The organism is Streptomyces sp. NPDC050416 (assembly GCF_044458845.1).
GTDB lineage: Bacteria > Actinomycetota > Actinomycetes > Streptomycetales > Streptomycetaceae > Streptomyces.
The window spans coordinates 109,318-126,033 of record NZ_JBITII010000003.1 but is presented as its reverse complement, the minus strand read 5'-3'; the positions used below and the strand labels follow the sequence as shown (position 1 = coordinate 126,033).

Genomic DNA, 16,716 nt, shown 5'->3' with positions numbered 1-16,716 from the left:
GCGCCCGGGTGGCCCGTCATGGCTGCTGGCTACGCCTTCGGTACCGCCCACTCCTCGGGCATGTCCAGCACCTCCGGCATGTACAGGACCCGCTCAGGCCGCTGCTTGGCTGGCACCGCGAACACGGTCTTCCCACGGACGCAGTCGCCGGTCCTCATCTTCGCCTCATATGGATACTCGGTCTTGGGGAAGTCCCCGTATGTCATGGTGCTCGGTTCAGTCCGTGCCGCGTGGGCCAGCGCCCCTGAGTACCGGGTCACCCCGCTTGTGCCCTTCTTCAAGCACGCTTTGATCTCCAGCGCGGCCCACGTGTAGCGCGTTGTGCCGAACTCCTGGTCGGCAGACGTCTGCGGGTGGAACGTACCCTGCTCGTACCCGAGCACGGTGATGGCCATGGTCACGCCGTCGATGTCGTCGGTGAAGGTGAACGTCTGCCCGAAGGTGTGGGGCTTGTCGGGGCTGGGCGCGGCCTTCGGCGTGTTCTTCTGTGTCGCTGGCTTGCTCGGGCTCGGTTTGGCGTCGGGCTCGTTGTCGCTGCGGCAGGCGGTGAGGGCGAGCAGCAGGACAGCGTCCGTGGTGACAGTACGGGTGCGCATGGCCCCCCAGGACGTGCGTGCTGGAGACGGCATCATGCGGTGGGTGAGTCCGGTCGCGCGACACGGGCGTCAATCGAGGAGCAGCTCGCCCGCCCCGGAGCGGGGGCGGGCGCAAGCCGGCCAGGCTCACTTCCCGATGTTGATCTTGTCGTTGTCGAGGAGCGCGGTGTGCGTCGCCGCGGTGATGATCAGGATGATCATCAGGAACCCGGCGAACGGACTGTTCGCGTCATCACCAGTCGGGCTGATGGCCATCGCCAGCAGGAAGATGGCGATCTCCCCGACCACGTAGGTAACCGCCAGCCACGGCTTCACGACGCCCTTCACCGCGGCGACGACGAACGGGACGGCGGCGGCCAGACCGATGGTGACGATGGGAACGAGCGTCCAGATCACCTTGGCGATGGTGGTGCTGAACATGCGGGGCCGGGCGGGCGTGAGCGGGGCGTTGATGTAGGGGCTGCTGGCCATGCGTTCTCCCGTTGCTGATTGGTGGCGTGAGGGGCAGTGTCCTGCTGACGTGACCCGTTGTCAGGCGGTTCGACTGGATTGCCGTCGTAGGAGTGACGCGGGCGGATTGGTAGTGGGATGGCGTCATCCACATGCCTCCGCGTCGTCTGTCGCCGGGCCGTACGCCGCTGCCCCTGGAGGTGGTCACAAGCACAGGGCTCTGTGATGCCGTACAGGGTGGACTTGGCGGCGACGAGCTGCCACAGCGCGAACCCTGTGCCGAACACGGCCGCGGTCATGGCGACGAGGCCGCGCAGCGGCCGAGGTGCACGTACTCCTCGACGTCCTCGGTGCGTACGGCGTTGTCGCGGGGGTGCGACCTCGCGGTCCCACACCCACCGGTTCGTCTCCTTCACGAAGTGGCAGGCCCCGCGGAGACATGCCGGCCAGCTGGATCGCGTATCAGGGAGCGCGGAGGCCCGTGGTAGGCGGCGGTATATCCGAGGCGGGCGGCCGTGGTGAACTCGGTGCGGGCACGCAGCCATGCGGGCAGGATCGGCACGGTCCGGCGGTGCCGGACCGGCCACGAGTGCTCTGAGCATCCGTCGGGGCGTACGGGTGCCCCGTGACACCCGCACAACCTTGAGCCGCCGTGGGACTAGAGGTTGCCGCGGCGGGCCTGCTCGCGCTCGATCGCCTCGAACAGGGCCTTGAAGTTGCCCTTGCCGAAGCCCATCGAGCCATGGCGTTCGATGATCTCGAAGAAGACGGTCGGGCGGTCCTGGACCGGCTTGGTGAAGATCTGCAGCAGGTAGCCGTCCTCGTCGCGGTCGGCGAGGATCTTCAGCTCGCGCAGGGTGTCGATCGGGACCCGCGTCTCGCCGACCCACTCCCCCAGCGTGTCGTAGTACGAGTCGGGCGTGTTGAGGAACTCCACGCCGGCCGCGCGCATGGTGCGGACCGTCTGGACGATGTCGTTGGTGTTGAGCGCGATGTGCTGGACGCCCGCGCCGCCGTAGAACTCCAGGTACTCGTCGATCTGGGACTTCTTCTTGGCGATGGCCGGCTCGTTGATCGGGAACTTGACCTTGAGCGTGCCGTCGGCGACGACCTTGGACATCAGTGCGCTGTACTCGGTGGCGATGTCGTCGCCCACGAACTCCTTCATGTTCGTGAAGCCCATGACCTTGTTGTAGAAGCCGACCCACTCGTTCATCCGGCCGAGTTCGACGTTGCCGACGCAGTGGTCGATGGCCTGGAAGGTGCGCTGCGCGGGCGGCTCGACCATCGGCTTGGCCGCGACGTAGCCGGGCAGGTACGGGCCGTCGTAGCCGGAGCGCTCGACCAGGGTGTGACGGGTCTCGCCGTACGTGGCGATCGCGGCCAGGACGACCGTGCCGTGCTCGTCCTTCAGCTCGTACGGCTCGGCCACCGAGCGGGCACCGTGTTCCAGGGCGTAGGCGTACGCGGCACGGGCGTCCGGCACCTCGATGGCGAGGTCGACGACGCCGTCGCCGTGCTCGGCCACGTGCCGGGCGAGGAAGTGACCCCAGTCGCTGGACGGCTTGATGACCGAGGTGAGGACGAAGCGCGCGGAGCCGTTCTCCAGGACGTAGGCAGCGGTCTCGCGGCTGCCGTTCTCCGGTCCGGAGTAGGCGACCAGCTTCATGCCGAAGGCGGTGGAGTAGTAGTGCGCCGCCTGCTTGGCGTTGCCCACGGCGAAGACGACCGCGTCCATTCCCTTGACCGGGAAGGGGTCGGCCTGCCGGGCGGTGTCGGGAGTGTGGTGTGTGGTCTGCGTCATAGCCGCAGGGTCTCCCTGCTCGGCAAGGTGCGCAATAGTTTGCGATTCCGCTGGGCAATCTGTTCAGCAATACAGCCGTATCGACGGCGTTTCTGTACAGGATGACCATGCCGGGAGGCTGCTGTGGCGATCGATCATCTGGACGGCCGGATCATCCTGCTGCTGGCGCGGGAGCCGCGGATCGGGGTGCTGGAGATGTCCCGGCGGCTGGGCGTGGCCCGGGGCACGGCGCAGGCGCGGCTGGACCGGCTTCAGTCGAACGGAGTCATCCGCGGCTTCGGCCCGGAGGTGGACCCGGCGGCGCTCGGCTACCCGGTCACGGCGTTCGCCACGCTGCAGATCCGGCAGGGTCAAGGCGCCGACGTACGCGCCCACTTGGCGACCGTGCCCGAGGTGCTGGAGCTGCACACCACCACGGGCAGCGGGGACATGCTGTGCCGGCTGGTGGCCCGCTCGAACGCCGATCTCCAGCGTGTGATCGACCGGGTCGTCGGTTTTGATGGCATCGTCCGGGCCTCCACGGCGATCGTCATGGAGAACCCCGTTCCGCTGCGGATCATCCCGCTGGTGGAGCAGGCCGCGGAGGAGACCTGAATCGTGGGGTGAGCGCGTGTGAACTTCTGGGAGTACGTGGCGGGCCGGCACCAGCAACTGCTCACGGACGCCTACCAGCACGCGAGCGCCGTCTTCCAGTGCATGGTCGTCGCGACCGTGCTCGGGGTCCTGATCGGCGTCGCCACCTACCGCAGCGAGTGGGCCGGGAACCTCGCGACCACGACCACCGCCACCGTCCTGACCGTGCCGGCGCTCGCCCTGATCGGCCTGCTCATCCCGGTCGTGGGCCTGGGCGTGGCGCCGACGGTGATCGCGCTGACGCTGTACGGGCTGCTGCCGGTCGTGCGCAACGCGATCGTCGGGCTGCGCGGGGTCGACCCGGCGCTGGTGGACGCGGCCACGGGCATCGGGATGTCCCGCCCGGCCCGGCTGCTGCGGATCGAGCTGCCGCTCGCCTGGCCGCCGATCCTCACCGGCATCCGGGTCGCGACCCAGATGCTGATGGGCATCGCGGCCATCGCGGCGTACGCCTCGGGCCCCGGTCTCGGCAACGTCATCTTCCGCGGCCTCGCCTCGCTGGGCAGCGCCAACGCGCTCAACCAGGTCCTCGCGGGCACGCTCGGCATCATCGTCCTGGCGCTGCTGTTCGACGCCGCGTACGTCCTGATCGGGCGGCTGACCATTCCCAGGGGGATCCGTGCCTGAGACCGACGGCCACGGGGCCTCCATCGAGCTGGAGAACCTGACCAAGCGGTACCCCGGCAGTGCGCGGCCGGCCGTGGACAACGTGAGCATGGAGATCAAGGCGGGCGAGGTCGTCGTCCTCGTCGGCCCCTCGGGCTGCGGCAAGTCGACCCTGCTCAAGATGATCAACAGGTTGATCGAGCCGACCGGCGGCCGTATCCGCATGGGCGGCGAGGACGTCACCGACATCGACCCGGTCGGGCTGCGCCGCAAGGTCGGCTACGCGATCCAGTCCGCCGGGCTCTTCCCGCACATGACGGTCGCGCAGAACATCGGCGTCGTCCCGAGGATGATCGGCTGGTCGAAGGCCCGGATCAAGGCGCGGACCGAGGAGCTGCTCGACCTCGTCGGCCTCGACCCCGGCGAGTTCCACGGCCGCTACCCGCGCATGCTCTCCGGCGGCCAGCAGCAGCGCGTGGGCGTGGCCCGGGCGCTGGCCGCCGATCCCCCGGTGCTGCTGATGGACGAGCCGTTCGGGGCGGTGGACCCGATCACCCGCGACCATCTCCAGGACGAGCTGATCCGGCTCCAGCACGAGTTGCACAAGACGATCGTCTTCGTCACGCACGACTTCGACGAGGCCATCAAGATCGGCGACCGGATCGCCGTGCTGCGCGAACGCTCCCACGTCGCGCAGTTCGACACCCCGGAGGCGATCCTCACCAACCCGGCGGACGACTTCGTGTCCGGGTTCGTCGGCGCCGGGGCGGCGCTGAAGCGGCTCAACCTGACCCGCGTACGGGACGTGGAGATCACCGACTATCCGACGGTGACGATCGACGACCCCTTGCAGCAGATCTTCAACCGGCTGCGGGCCGGCGGCACCAACGAGGTCCTGCTGCTCGACCGGCGCGGCCGTCCCTACAAGTGGCTCAGGCGCGGCGACCTGATGCGGGCCCGGGGCTCGCTGGCCCGCGCCGGGACGCTGGTGCACGACACGGTCACCCGGGACGCGACCCTGCGGGACGCGCTGGAGGCGGTACTCACCGACAACACCGGGCGGGTGGCGGTGACGGGACGGCACGGTGAGTACACCGGCGTCGTCGACATGGAGACGCTCCTCAACTCCGTGCACGACATGCTGGAGGCCGACCGGCTGGACGCGCTGGAGAGCCAGCACGAGTTGGAGGAGCTGCGGGCGGCGCAGACGCACGCGGAGCAGGAGGGCGGCGAGGGCCTCACGGGCGTGGGCGGCCTCGGAGGGAAGCGGTGACCGCTCCCGGGCCGGTGCGCACCGCCCCAAGACCAGCGGACGAAGAGGAGGCCGAGGCGCCGCCCCGGACGTCACCCGGCCCACCGCCCCGGCGCGTCGGCCCGCTGAAGCTCACCGTGCTGCCCGCCGTCCTGGTGGCCGTACTGCTCGCCACCTGGCTCTGGTTCCGGCAGACCGACCTGGACGCGCTGACCCGCAACGCCCTGTCGGACGGCCAGGTCTCCAAAGCCCTGTGGCAGCACATCCAGCTGACCGTGATCTCCACGTTCTTCGTGCTGGTCATCGCGATCCCGCTCGGGATCCTGCTGACCCGCCCGGCGTTCCGCAGGGCCACTCCGGTGGCGATGGCGTTCGCCAACATGGGCCAGGCGACGCCCGCGATCGGCCTGCTGGCGCTCCTCGTCATCTGGCTGGGCATCGGCCGCAGGGCCGCCCTGATCGGCATCATCGCCTACGCCGTGCTGCCCGTGGTGTCCAACACGATCGCCGGCCTCAAGGCGAACGACCCGACGCTGCTGGAGGCGGCCCGGGGCATCGGCATGTCGCCGACGGGAGTCCTGACCCGGGTCGAACTCCCCCTCGCCGTCCCGCTGATCCTGGCGGGTGTCCGCACGGCCCTCGTCCTGAACGTCGGCACGGCGACCCTGGCCGTCTTCGGCGGGGGCGGCGGACTGGGCGTGCTGATCACGACCGGGATCACCAACCAGCGGATGCCGGTGCTGGTGCTGGGCTCCGTCCTCACGGTGGTCCTGGCACTGCTGGTGGACTGGCTGGCCTCGCTGGCGGAAGTGCTCCTGCGGCCCCGGGGGCTCCAGCCATGAGGCGGCGGTTGTTCCTGGCGCCGGCAGCGGGGCTGCTGGTCGCGGGGTGCGGCCTGACGAGCGGCTCCCCCATGGCGGACGACGTGCGGCCCGGTTCGGTCGGGCGGGGCGAGCCGTTGAAGGGCGCGAGCCTGACGGTGACGTCGAAGTCGTTCACCGAGGGGCTGATCCTCGGCGCGATCATGGGCATCGCCCTGGAGGCGGCCGGGGCGGAGGTACTCGACCGCACGGGCATCCAGGGGTCCATCGGCAGCCGCGAGGCCGTCCGCAAAGGGGACGCCGACGCCGGCTACGAGTACACGGGCACGGCCTGGATCACGTACCTGGGCAACAGCGAGCCGGTCACCGATCCGCGCGCGCAGTGGGAGGCGGTGAGGAAGGCCGACGCGGCGAACGGGCTGGCCTGGCTGCGGCCGTCGTCCCTGAACAACACGTACGCGCTGGCGATGAACCAGGAGAACGCGAGGAAGTACGGCACGAAGACCCTGTCGGACGTGGCGAAGCTGGCGAAGTCCGACCCGGGGGCGGTGAAGCTGTGCGTGGAGGTCGAGTTCGCGAACCGGGCGGACGGGTTGCCGGGCATGCAGCGGACGTACGGGATGAAGCTGCCGGCGCGGAGCGTCACGCAGATGGACACGGGGATCATCTACACCCAGACGTCGAAGGGGAGTTGCCCGTACGGGGAGGTGTTCACCACCGACGGGCGCATCGACTCCATGAACCTGGCGGTCATGGCGGACGACAGGAAGTTCTTCCCCAACTACAACGCCGCGCCGATGATCAACGCGAAGACGTTGCAGGAGTGGCCGGCGATCGCGGACGTCCTGGACCCGGTGACGGCACGGCTGAACAACACGGTGGCCCGGAGGCTGAACGCGAGGGTGGATGTGGAGGGGGAGGATCCGCACCAGGTGGCGTGGGAGTGGATGGTGGAGGAGGGGTTGGTCAGGGAGGGGTGACCGGCATTGATGGAGAGAGTTGCAAAGAAACCCTTGCAAGGGTTCCTTTGCAAGGATAGCTTTGCATCGTGACCCAACCCCAGAACCCCCAAGTGCGGCAACTCGACGCCCGATCCCTACGGGGACTCGCGCACCCCCTGCGGATGCAGCTGCTCGACGCCCTGCGCTTCGGCGGCCCGGCCACCGCCTCGCAACTGGCCGCGAAGCTGGGCGAGTCCAGCGGCGCCACCAGCTATCACCTGCGCCAACTCGCGGAGTACGGCTTCATCGAGGACGCCCCCGAGCACGGCAAGGGACGCGAGCGGTGGTGGAAGGCGACTCACCACGGCCTCCGTTTCGACGACGCCCTGCTCACCGACTCGGACCCGGCCGTGCGCGGCGCGGCGGACATGTACCTCCACGAGGTCGCCACCACGCAGACCCGGGACCTGTCGACGTGGCTGGGCAACCGCGAGTCATGGCCCGAGGAGTGGAGCCGCGTCTGGGACATGAGCAGTTGGACGCTGCTGCTGACGCCCGAACTGACTCAGGAACTCGTCGAGAAGATGCACGCGCTGCTCGACAGCTACCGCGACCGCGCGACCGAGGACACCCCCGGCGCCGAGCAGGTCCGCCTCCACACCCACGCCTTCCCGATCAGGACGGACTGAGATGCACCCCGACATCCACCTCGCCCTGCACCACGCCCGCGCCGCCGATCTCCGTGCCGAAGCCGGAGGCCGGGCCCCCGCCGCCCGGAACAGCCATGGTCTCCGTACCCGCCTCGGCTGGACCCTCGTGGAGGTCGGGTTAAGGCTCGCCACCCGGCCGGGGACGGCAGCCGCCGCCCACTAGACGGACCCGCCCTAGCAGCTGGGCACGGATCCCTTCCCCGTCTCCAGGGCCACCAGTGAGCTCACCGTGCTCTTCAGCGTCGTCACCGGGATCAGCCGCAGGCCCTTCGGCAGTTCGGCCCGCGCGTCCGCGCACTCCGCCTTCGGAACGAGGAACACGGTCGCCCCGTCCCGCTTGGCGGCCTGGGTCTTGAGGGCGACGCCGCCCACCGCCCCGACCGTGCCGTCGGCGGCGATCGTGCCGGTGCCGGCGATGACACGGCCCCCCGTGAGATCACCACCCGTGCCGTCGCCGTCGAGCTTGTCGATGATCCCCAGGGAGAACAGCAGCCCGGCGCTGGGCCCGCCCACGTCCGCGAGCCGCAGGCCGACCTTGACGTCCTTGTCGTCGAGGCCGAGATAGTTCAGCGCGGCCTGCGTCGCCGCGTCCTGGGACTCCTTCATCTGCTTCTCGTTGTGCCGCTCGATCTCCTGGACGGAGTCGCCGCTCGGGTAGATCGCGTCGCGCGGCATGACCGCCCGGTCCGTGCGGAACCAGTTGTCGATGACGTCCGGGAGCGAGACCCGGGTGTCCGGTGAGGTCGCCACGATGGTGGTCATACGCAGCTGGCCAGGCGTCTCCCGGGTCGGCGCGCCCTTGATGGTGATCACCGGGGCGCCCTTGTCCTCCCCGAGCACGTTCGTCGTCTGCCCGGGCTGCGCCACCGAGAACGGCAGCGGCGCGAAAACCGCCGTGGCGAGCAGGGCCACGACGGGCAGGGCGCAGACGGCGATGGCCTGGGGACGCGTGAGACGAGAGAACACGGGATCAATCTAACTCGGGCACGGAATCGGGCCGGTCCCAGGTCGCCCGGGGCCCGGCAGGAGGGATCCGCACACGTCAGCACAGCGCGTCCGCACAGGTCAGCGCAGCGCGTCCGCGACCTCTCGTGCCGCCTCGACGACCCTGTCCCCCACCCGCTCCGGCACCACGTCCGCCAGCATCACCACGCCCACGCTGCCCTCGACGCCCGTCACGCCCAGCAGCGGCGCCGCCGCCCCGCACGCGCCGGCCTCCAGCTCGCCGTGGGTCAGGGTGAAGCCCGGGTCCGTCATCGGGTGCTGCCGGGCCGCGAGGATCGCCTTGCCCGCGGCGCCCCGGTCCAGGGGGTGGCGGAAGCCTGCCCGGTAGGCGACGTGGTAGTCCGTCCAGGTCGGCTCCACCACGGCCACGGCGAGGGCGTCCGCCCCGTCCACCAGGGTCAGGTGCGCCGTCGCGCCGATGTCCTCGGCCAGCGACCGCAGCGCCGGCATCGCGGCCTCTCGTACGAGGGGGTGGACCTGCCGGCCCAGACGCAGCACGCCGAGCCCGACCCGGGCACGTCCGCCCAGGTCACGGCGTATGAGCGCGTGCTGTTCCAGCGTGGCGAGCAACCGGTACACGACGGTCCGGTTGACGCCCAGTTTGAGGGAGAGCTCGGTCACGGTCAGTCCGTGGTCCGTGTCGGCGAGCAGCTTGAGGACACGTAGTCCCCTGTCGAGCGTCTGGGAGGTCTCCGCGGTCACGACGCCCACTCCTTAGTGGTGAGGTCGACGGCCCCCTGGTCGGTGGATGCGTCACCGAGTCCCGTCGGCGACGCGCTTCAGAGGCCGCCGATCGGCCGGCGGCCCGGCCTGTCCGGGCCGCGTCGCTTCACGGCTGCGCTCCGCGGCGGCGCTGCCACGGGGCGTGTGCGTAGCCGGACAGTAGCGAAGGGAGTTCGCTGAGCGGAAGGCTCCGTCCAGAATCCGGGCACCGTCCAGGACCCACTGGCGCCCTTTGCCCGCATACGTACGACCCGGGGGTCACTTCATGCGCGTGGCCCACTCCTGCACCTTGGCGATCCGCTGCCGTAGCTGCCCTGCCGTCGCCTCCGCCGCCGGAGGCCCGCCGCACACGCGCCGCAGCTCCGTGTGGATCACGCCGTGCGGCTTGCCGCTCTGGTGGACGTACGCGCCGACCATCGTGTTGAGCTGCCGCCGCAGCTCCATCATCTCCTTGTGCGAGACGACCGGCCGCCGCTCGGCGGGCACTTCGAGCAGGTCGGCCTCCGCGTCCGGCTTCTTGCGGCTGTGCGCGATCTGCCGGGCCTGCCGCTTCTGCAGCAGCAGCTGGACCTGGTCGGGTTCCAGCAGGCCGGGGATGCCGAGGTAGTCCTGCTCTTCCTCGCTGCCCGGGTGGGCCTGCATGCCGAACTCGGCGCCGTTGTACATGACCCGGTCGAAGACGGCGTCGGACTCCAGCGCCTCGAAGGGCAGCATGTCCTGCTCGCCGGTGTCCTCGTCCTGCTCCTTGTTCGCCTCCTCCATCTCCTTCTCGGATTCGGCGTACGGGTCCTCCTCGCCCTCCTTCTTGGGCTTGTCGAGGACGTGGTCGCGTTCGCGCTCCATCTCGTTGGCGAAGGAGAGCAGGTCCGGCACGGTCGGCAGGAACACGGAGGCCGTCTCGCCACGCCGCCGGGACCGTACGAAACGGCCGACGGCCTGCGCGAAGAACAGCGGAGTGGAGATGGTGGTGGCGTACACGCCCACCGCGAGGCGCGGCACGTCGACGCCCTCGGACACCATCCGCACCGCGACCATCCACCGGTCGGTGTTGTTGCTGAACTCGTCGATCCGCTCGGAGGCGCCGGAGTCGTCGGAGAGCACGAGGGTCGCCTTGCTGCCCGTGATCTCGCGGATCAGCTTGGCGTACGCGCGCGCCGAGTCCTGGTCGGAGGCGATGACGAGCGCGCCGGCGTCCGGGATGGCCTTCCTGACCTCGGTCAGCCGCTGGTCGGCGGCGCGCAGCACGGCCGGCATCCACTCGCCGCGCGGATCGAGGGCGGTCCGCCAGGCCTGGCTGATGGCGTCCTTGGTCATGGGCTCGCCGAGCCGCGCGGCGACCTCGTCCCCGGCCTTGGTGCGCCAGCGCATGTTGCCGCTGTAGGAGAGGAAGATGACGGGCCGGACGACGTTGTCGGCGAGGGCGTTGCCGTAGCCGTAGGTGTAGTCCGCGGCGGACCGCCGGATCCCGTCGTTCCCCTCCTCGTACGTCACGAAGGGGATGGGGTTGGTGTCGGAGCGGAAGGGCGTACCGGTCAGGGCCAGCCGGCGGGTCGCGGGCTCGAAGGCCTCCAGACAGGCCTCGCCCCAGGACTTGCTGTCACCGGCGTGATGGATCTCGTCGAGGATGACCAGCGTCTTGCGCTGCTCCACCCGGTTCCGGTGGAGCATCGGCCGCACGCCGACGCCCGCGTACGTCACGGCGATCCCGTGGTACTCCCGGCCGAGCGGCCCGGCGCTGTACTCCGGGTCGAGCTTGATGCCTATCCGGGCCGCGGCCTCCGCCCACTGCTTCTTCAGGTGCTCGGTCGGGGCCACCACGGTGACCTGCTGCACGACATGGTGGTGCAGCAGCCAGGACGCCAGCGTCAGCGCGAAGGTCGTCTTGCCGGCGCCGGGGGTGGCGACCGCCAGGAAGTCCCGCGGCTGCTCCTGGATGTACTTCTCCATCGCGCCCTGCTGCCAGGCGCGCAGCTTGCTTGCGGTACCCCAGGGGGCGCGGCCGGGGAACGCCGGGGACAGGTGGTGCGAGGCAGAGCTGGTGCCGGCGGTGGTAGTCACGGTCTCCGTTGGGGGTCGGGCGGCTCGTTCGAGGGAGCCTGACGGCTCGGCTACGTATGACAACCGGGCCACCCTACCGGCGGCCCACCACGCTCATGCGCGGACCAGCCCGGGTCATGCCCGGGTGGGATTCACGTCACAGCCCGGCAGGGCTCCTCACCGCTCCCGCAGTCGCGTGGTCACCCAGGCCCCCACCAGCGCGACCACCGCCATCGGCAGGAACACCGCGGCGAAGGCGGCCGGGTGGGAGGCGGTGGCGGTGGTGGTGGTGGTGTGGGTGACCGTGCCGCCGCCGAGGGCGGCGAAGGCGGCGCCGCCGGCGGAGAGCAGGACGACGTTGGACAGGCCGTCGGAGATCTGGAGGGCGGCGGAGTTGGTGCCGGCCTCCTCGGGGGCGGAGAGCTTGAGCAGGAGCACGCTCGTGGAGGAGATGACGAGGCCCATGCCGAAGCAGCCGAAGGCCCAGGCGACGGCCAGGGTCCACACGGGCACGGAGTCGAGCAGCACACTCGGCGCGGTGGCGATGGCCGCCGCCACCAGCAGCATGCCGAGGGTCGTCAACCGCTCCCGGTAGGGCTCGAACCGCGGCCGCGACTGCACCCACGAGCCCAGCGCCCACGTCCCGCCGCCCGCCGCGAGCGAGAAGCCGGCCAGCGTCGGACTGAGCCCCCGCTGGGTCACCAGCATCAGCGGCACGAAGGATTCGGCGGCGATGAAGGACCCCGCGGCGACGCCGCGCAGCAGCACCACGGAGGGCAGCCCGCGAGCGGCCCGGTAGGTGCCGCGCGGGAGCAGCCCGAGCACGGCGGGCACCAGCAGGGCCAGTCCGGCGGCGCCCGGCAGGAGCGAGAGCGGGCGCAGGTCCTGGGCGGCGTACTGGAGGAGGCCGGCGCCGAGGGAGATGGCCAGCGCCAGGCGGATGCGGCGGCGGTTGAGGGAAGGGGGCCGGCCGGGAGCAGACTCCGAGTCCGGCGTCGGCACCGGCCCGGCCGCGCGGCGCCGTATCTGCGGCAGCGCGAGCGCGAGCGGGAAGACGACGAGCACGGGTATCCCGATGAACACCCACCGCCACCCGAGCTGCTCGGTCACCGTGCCGGCGGCGAGGGGGCCGACGATCGACGGCAGGATCCAGCCCGCGGCGAACGCGGCCATGATGGCCGGCCGCAGCCGCTCCGGATACGCCCGCCCGACGACGACGTACAGCGCGACGATCACCAGCCCACCGCCGAGCCCCTGTACGGCCCGCCCCAGGATGAACACCCACATCGCCCCGGCCGTCCCCGACAGCAGCAGCCCGGCCCCGAAGGAGGCGATGCCCGTCGTCAACGGCCCGAGGGGGCCGCGCCGGTCCGACCACTGACCGGAGAGCACCATCCCGAACAGACTCGTCGTGAAGTACCCGGAGAACGCGAACGCGTACAGCGGCACCCCGTCCAACTCCCGCGCCGCGACGGGCATCGCCGTACCGACCGCCGTCGCCTCGAAGGCGATGAGCAGCACCACGGAGACGATCCCGAAGCTCAGCGCCCGGTACTCCCGCCCCAGCACGGTCTGGTCCGGCGCGGGTACGGAAGTCAGGCCATCGGCTTCCACGACATCTGCGTCACGCGGCTTCGGGGCGGTCATGACCGTCAGAGTAAGGGCCACGCGGCACTTTGACCCCTGTCGCGAGACGGTCCCCTCGTGGGACCTTGGTCGTACGTCCCCTCCTCTCGGCCACCCCCTTCATGAACGGCGTATGGCAGTCGCGTTGCAGCCCGCCCGATGCCCTTGAGCCCTCACTCCAGCCCGGCCTACGGTCACTGCACGAGTTCAGACACGGTCGTGTGCCCGAGTGGTTCAGGGGCTCGCCTGCAAAGCGAGTTACGCGGGTTCGAATCCCGCCACGACCTCCAGAGGCGCAAAGCGTCAGCCGGCATCGGGAAGTGCCGCCGGGTCGGTGCCCCCGTCGGCCTTTCGCCGCGCCCGGCGCGCGTTCTCCGCTCGTACGGCGTCCAGCCACCGCCAGAGGCCGACCTCCTCGATCCTCAGCCCGGGGCAGGCGATCCGATGCGGTACGCGGCACACCGCACCGGGCGCGGGCTCGTCCTCGCGGCTGTTCCATGCCGTGCCGTCGGAGTCCACGTACCAGCGGTGCCAGGCGGGCACCATGTGCGCGGGCACCAGCATGTCCGGTTCCAGGAGGACATGCCAGCCGTAGTAGGTGACACGCCGGTCCCCGACGAGCCCGCAGTTGGGGCAGACGGGCGGCGCGGGCGGTTCGGGGCCGGTGGCGCCTTCCATCGCGGCCTGGGCCCGGTCGGTCTTCTCCCACGGTCGCGGGGCGTCCGGTGGCCGCTGCCGGTGTCCGTCGGGGTCGGGTAACGGGATGATGCTCGACTCGTCTGTGTCCCCCATGGCGCGAGCATGTGCGCGGGTCGGGGACCGGGAAAGGGCGCGTTCAGGGCGCAACGGGGCAATCCGCCGGGCGTCAGGGCTCGGTGCACGACTCGGGGCGGGGCTTCGTGAAGTCGCGCACAACCCTCAGTGCCTCTTACGTGTCCAGGACATGACCGGTAGCCGACGTTCCGGTCGTCTCGCCCCCCTGTTCGACGAGGAGAACCACCGTGCACCTCCGCCCCTCGGCAGCCGTCCTGACCGCTGCCGTGATCGCCGTCGCCGGTCCCGCTGTCGCCGCACCCCAGGCGCAGGCCGAGGAGGGCGCGCCCGAGCTGGTCGTGTCGGCCCTGCCTTCCGCGACTCCCAAGCCCGGTGAGGTGTACGACAAGTCCGTCACCCTCACCAACAAGGGCACGGCCGCCGCGGACGGAGTCACCTTCCGGGTCCGCCTCACGCGCGGGCTGGACTTCCCCGAGCAGGTGCAGGGCTGCACGTACTCGACCGTCAAGGACCAGGTGCGGCAGGCCCTGTGCGAGCTCGACACGGTCATCGAGCCCGGCGCCTCCGTCACCACGCCCGTCCGGTTCAAGGCGCTGGGCAACGCCCTGATGGAGGCCGTCGAGTACGGCACGAGCGCGACCGGTGAGGCCCCGGGCGAGGGATACGACGACAGCTACCGGCGGCTCACCCTGACCGCCGACAACACCGCCGACCTCGTGGCCGTCGGCGAGGACACCGAGGCGCTGCCCGGTGAGGAGCAGTCGGTCACGGCGACCCTGCGCAACGACGGTCCCGGTTGGGTGCAGAACCAGGAGAGCGACGACCTCCCGGGCCTGCTGGTGCAGATCCCGCCGGGCACCGTCGCCGTCGGCGTGCCCAAGGGCTGCGCGCCGTTCGGGATCGACGGGCCGAGCGGACCGCAGGGGACCACGGGCAAGCCCAAGTACGTCTGCTGGCCGCAGGACGGGACCCTCGACGTGGGCCAGTCCCTGGCGTACACCTTCACGCTGAAGATCGAGAAGTCGGCGCAGGACCCCGAGGGCGAGGTCAAGGCGTCGTCCGTCTACGACATCGCCCCCGCGTACGACAAGAACCGTGCCAACAACACCGCCCTGATCCGCATCGACCTGCCGAGCGACAACGAGCCCGGGCCGAGCCCCTCGGACGGCTCCGACGGTGGCTCCGGCAACGGCGGGAACGGAAACGACCCGGAGGGCCAGGCCGCCGGCGGCACGGGTGCCACGGCCTCCCCCTCGGCGTCGGCCTCGACCGGCACCACGACGGGTGGTTCCAGCGGCACCACGACCGGCGGTACCACCGGCGGCAACCTCGCCTCCACCGGCTCCGACGGCACCCCGCTCCTCGCCGGTGCCGCGGCCGCCACCGCGGTGATCGGTGGCGGCCTGGTCTTCGCCGTACGCCGCCGCCGCGGCGCCGCCGGGTCCGCCTGACGGCAGCGCCGTCAGAGCACCCCGCCCGCCTCGTCCCGGAACGCGTCCGTCCAGTAGTGACGGCCCGAGCTGCCGGGCGTGACGCCCGTCGGGTCGACCGCCGAGAGGACCTGGAGCATCGTCATGGCCAGCTGGTCGTACGTGTCGGTCGTCAGCTCGTGGTCCGACTGGGCGTCGATCGCCCGCTCGCGGTGCAGGAGCCAGAGGGTGAAGGCCAGGGTCGAGACGTCCGTGTTCAGCGGGGACAGCGTGGCCTCGGGCTCGCTCCAGTTCAGGACCGCACCCGTCGCACCGTCGACGACCAGGCTGTTGTCCTCGACGAGATGACCGAGGCGTATCAGGCGGTGGGCTCCGGAGGGGAGCTCCGCGAGGCCGTCCGAGTCGGCGTGGTACTCGGCCAGCGTCGCCAGGGGCACGTCCGTGTCCAGGGAGAAGACGTGGGCCTCCTCCGGGAGGCCCACCTCGCGCAGGAAGCGGCGGGTCGGCTCGTGCGTGAGCGTCGCGGGGAAGTCGACGTCCTCGAAGCGGGCCACCTTGCCGGGGCCGAACTCCTGGTCCAGGAGGCGGTGCGGGAGGTCCAGGGACAGGCCGGACGCGCCGCCCCGGCCCGCGACCAGGGACAGCGGGCGGATCAGCGCCGCCATCTTCCAGAACGGGGCCGGCTCGCCGTCCGCCCCGTCCCGGAACACCGCCAGCAGGTGCTGGGACGCCTCCGCCACCGCCTTGGGGCCGAAGCGGCCCGCGTAGGAGGCGAACTGGCCGCGCAGGCCCGCCAGTTCGTCCGTCGCCTCGGCGAAGCGCACCAGCGTCCGCAGCGAGGGCGCCAGGGGGCGGCGGTCCATCAGGTCGGGGCGGTCGTGCAGGACGTACGTCGTCGAGATCTCGCCCGTCGCGCCGTCCAGCAGGACCGACTCCGTCTCCAGGCCTCCCGGGCCGAGCAGCCCGCCTATGACGAGCTGCTCGCGCAGCTCCGCCGACAGCCGGTCCGACGGATCGCCCGTCGAGTCCGCCACCGTGCGCAGGCCCTCCCGGTCCAGCTCGGCGAAGCTCAGCACGCCGCTGCCGCAGGGCAGTCCGGGCCCGGTCAGCCAGTGCCGCGTCGACGCGTGCGTCACCCACGGATCCAGCTCGGACTCGGTCAGGGTGATCACCGCGGAACCGGCGTCGGTCGTACTCATGGGCTCCCCCGCATGTGCTTGCTCACCGTCCCCTGGCGGGGCACGGCAGACCGCCCGGCCAGGCCCGGCAGCCGTCCCCCACTGCCCAGAACAGTACGCCCCACCACTG

The 16,716-nt window shown here is 71.0% G+C and carries 17 protein-coding genes and 1 tRNA gene; 9 read left to right on the top strand and 9 right to left on the bottom strand.

All coding sequences use genetic code 11. The features are described from left to right. Window positions 1–29: 29 nt before the first annotated feature. The 3 genes from ACIBL4_RS10130 to hppD all read right to left on the bottom strand — a co-directional run bounded on the left by ACIBL4_RS10130 (window position 30) and on the right by hppD (window position 2,850). A complete protein-coding gene (locus tag ACIBL4_RS10130; protein ID WP_399408308.1) occupies window positions 30–596 on the bottom strand; it encodes a hypothetical protein in 567 nt (188 codons plus the stop codon). Between the two features lie 126 nt (window positions 597–722). Beyond that, entirely contained in the window at window positions 723–1,067 is a 345-nt protein-coding gene (locus ACIBL4_RS10125; protein WP_399408306.1) for a hypothetical protein, read from the bottom strand. A 637-nt stretch (window positions 1,068–1,704) separates the two neighbouring features. Beyond that, complete coding sequence (gene hppD / locus ACIBL4_RS10120) at window positions 1,705–2,850, bottom strand: 4-hydroxyphenylpyruvate dioxygenase (RefSeq protein ID WP_279545629.1); 1,146 nt, start codon at window positions 2,848–2,850, stop codon at window positions 1,705–1,707. Between the two features lie 123 nt (window positions 2,851–2,973). On the opposite strand from hppD, the gene ACIBL4_RS10115 reads away from it, so the two are divergent. From ACIBL4_RS10115 to ACIBL4_RS10085, 7 genes are all read left to right on the top strand, one after another. Continuing rightward, entirely contained in the window at window positions 2,974–3,444 is a 471-nt protein-coding gene (locus ACIBL4_RS10115; protein ID WP_003990570.1) for an Lrp/AsnC family transcriptional regulator, read from the top strand. Between the two features lie 18 nt (window positions 3,445–3,462). Then, window positions 3,463–4,110 carry an ABC transporter permease gene (locus tag ACIBL4_RS10110; RefSeq protein ID WP_399408303.1) on the top strand — a complete coding sequence of 216 codons (648 nt, stop codon included), beginning with the start codon at window positions 3,463–3,465 and terminating at the stop codon, window positions 4,108–4,110. Further along, on the top strand, window positions 4,103–5,362 hold the full coding sequence (locus ACIBL4_RS10105) for a betaine/proline/choline family ABC transporter ATP-binding protein (RefSeq protein ID WP_399408301.1): 1,260 nt from the start codon (window positions 4,103–4,105) through the stop codon (window positions 5,360–5,362). The genes ACIBL4_RS10110 and ACIBL4_RS10105 overlap by 8 nt, the downstream gene beginning before the upstream one ends. Beyond that, on the top strand, window positions 5,359–6,183 hold the full coding sequence (locus ACIBL4_RS10100; protein ID WP_399408299.1) for an ABC transporter permease: 825 nt from the start codon (window positions 5,359–5,361) through the stop codon (window positions 6,181–6,183). Before ACIBL4_RS10105 ends, ACIBL4_RS10100 begins: the two co-directional genes overlap by 4 nt. Next, entirely contained in the window at window positions 6,180–7,142 is a 963-nt protein-coding gene (locus ACIBL4_RS10095) for a glycine betaine ABC transporter substrate-binding protein (RefSeq protein WP_399408297.1), read from the top strand. The genes ACIBL4_RS10100 and ACIBL4_RS10095 overlap by 4 nt, the downstream gene beginning before the upstream one ends. A 68-nt stretch (window positions 7,143–7,210) precedes the next feature. Then, window positions 7,211–7,792 (top strand): ArsR/SmtB family transcription factor, encoded by a 582-nt coding sequence (locus ACIBL4_RS10090; RefSeq protein WP_399408295.1) that lies wholly within the window; start codon window positions 7,211–7,213, stop codon window positions 7,790–7,792. A 1-nt stretch (window position 7,793) separates the two neighbouring features. Further along, entirely contained in the window at window positions 7,794–7,976 is a 183-nt protein-coding gene (locus ACIBL4_RS10085; protein ID WP_399408293.1) for a hypothetical protein, read from the top strand. Between the two features lie 11 nt (window positions 7,977–7,987). Here the strand turns inward: ACIBL4_RS10085 and ACIBL4_RS10080 are convergent, their stop codons facing one another. The 4 genes from ACIBL4_RS10080 to ACIBL4_RS10065 form a co-directional block, all read right to left on the bottom strand. Next, the gene (locus ACIBL4_RS10080; RefSeq protein WP_399408291.1) at window positions 7,988–8,779 is read right to left on the bottom strand and encodes a S16 family serine protease; all 792 of its coding nucleotides are present in this window, start codon (window positions 8,777–8,779) and stop codon (window positions 7,988–7,990) included. 99 nt (window positions 8,780–8,878) lie between these two features. Beyond that, entirely contained in the window at window positions 8,879–9,520 is a 642-nt protein-coding gene (locus tag ACIBL4_RS10075; RefSeq protein ID WP_086561612.1) for an IclR family transcriptional regulator, read from the bottom strand. A 279-nt stretch (window positions 9,521–9,799) separates the two neighbouring features. Continuing rightward, a complete protein-coding gene (locus ACIBL4_RS10070) occupies window positions 9,800–11,599 on the bottom strand; it encodes a DEAD/DEAH box helicase (RefSeq protein WP_399408289.1) in 1,800 nt (599 codons plus the stop codon). Window positions 11,600–11,755: 156 nt separating this feature from the next. After that, window positions 11,756–13,225 (bottom strand): MFS transporter, encoded by a 1,470-nt coding sequence (locus ACIBL4_RS10065; RefSeq protein WP_399408287.1) that lies wholly within the window; start codon window positions 13,223–13,225, stop codon window positions 11,756–11,758. Between the two features lie 194 nt (window positions 13,226–13,419). Here ACIBL4_RS10065 and ACIBL4_RS10060 point away from each other — a divergent pair. Next, window positions 13,420–13,494, top strand: a tRNA-Cys gene (locus ACIBL4_RS10060). A gap of 13 nt (window positions 13,495–13,507) precedes the next feature. Here ACIBL4_RS10060 and ACIBL4_RS10055 read toward each other — a convergent pair. Further along, the gene (locus ACIBL4_RS10055) at window positions 13,508–13,996 is read right to left on the bottom strand and encodes a DUF6083 domain-containing protein (protein ID WP_399408285.1); all 489 of its coding nucleotides are present in this window, start codon (window positions 13,994–13,996) and stop codon (window positions 13,508–13,510) included. 209 nt (window positions 13,997–14,205) lie between these two features. Between ACIBL4_RS10055 and ACIBL4_RS10050 the strand changes: the two genes are divergently transcribed. Then, on the top strand, window positions 14,206–15,429 hold the full coding sequence (locus ACIBL4_RS10050; RefSeq protein ID WP_399408283.1) for an LPXTG cell wall anchor domain-containing protein: 1,224 nt from the start codon (window positions 14,206–14,208) through the stop codon (window positions 15,427–15,429). 11 nt (window positions 15,430–15,440) lie between these two features. Here ACIBL4_RS10050 and ACIBL4_RS10045 read toward each other — a convergent pair whose 3' ends face one another. Beyond that, the gene (locus ACIBL4_RS10045) at window positions 15,441–16,607 is read right to left on the bottom strand and encodes an SUKH-4 family immunity protein (RefSeq protein WP_399408281.1); all 1,167 of its coding nucleotides are present in this window, start codon (window positions 16,605–16,607) and stop codon (window positions 15,441–15,443) included. Between the last annotated feature and the right edge of the window lie 109 nt (window positions 16,608–16,716).